At 45.1% G+C, this 246-nt stretch carries 1 pseudogene; it reads right to left on the reverse strand.

The annotated features are described in order from the left end of the window. Nucleotides 1-246 (reverse strand): annotated as a pseudogene (locus tag AC1RPG_RS08910) (N4-gp56 family major capsid protein); the annotation flags it as partial.

A 246-nucleotide genomic window follows, 5' to 3' on the forward strand; every position in this document is an offset into this window, starting at 1 on the left:
TTCTTTGACAGTGTTAGTACGCAAATCAATTGCGTCAGCTGGGTTGATAACAGCCACATAGAGTGCATCTTCTTCATCTGTAAAGACTGCAAGTGCTTTATCAAGAGCAGCACCTGTGGTTGGCGCTTCTGCGACAAATTGAGTAGCTTTTTGGGCTTCCGCAACAATGTCATTGTCAACTTTGTTTGCGATAGCAAGTGCGATTTGGTGAGTCGCTTGACCAATTGGGTCACCAAGTCCAGAAAG

This window comes from Dellaglioa sp. CoH-57-MRSF-18, from assembly GCF_056781995.1.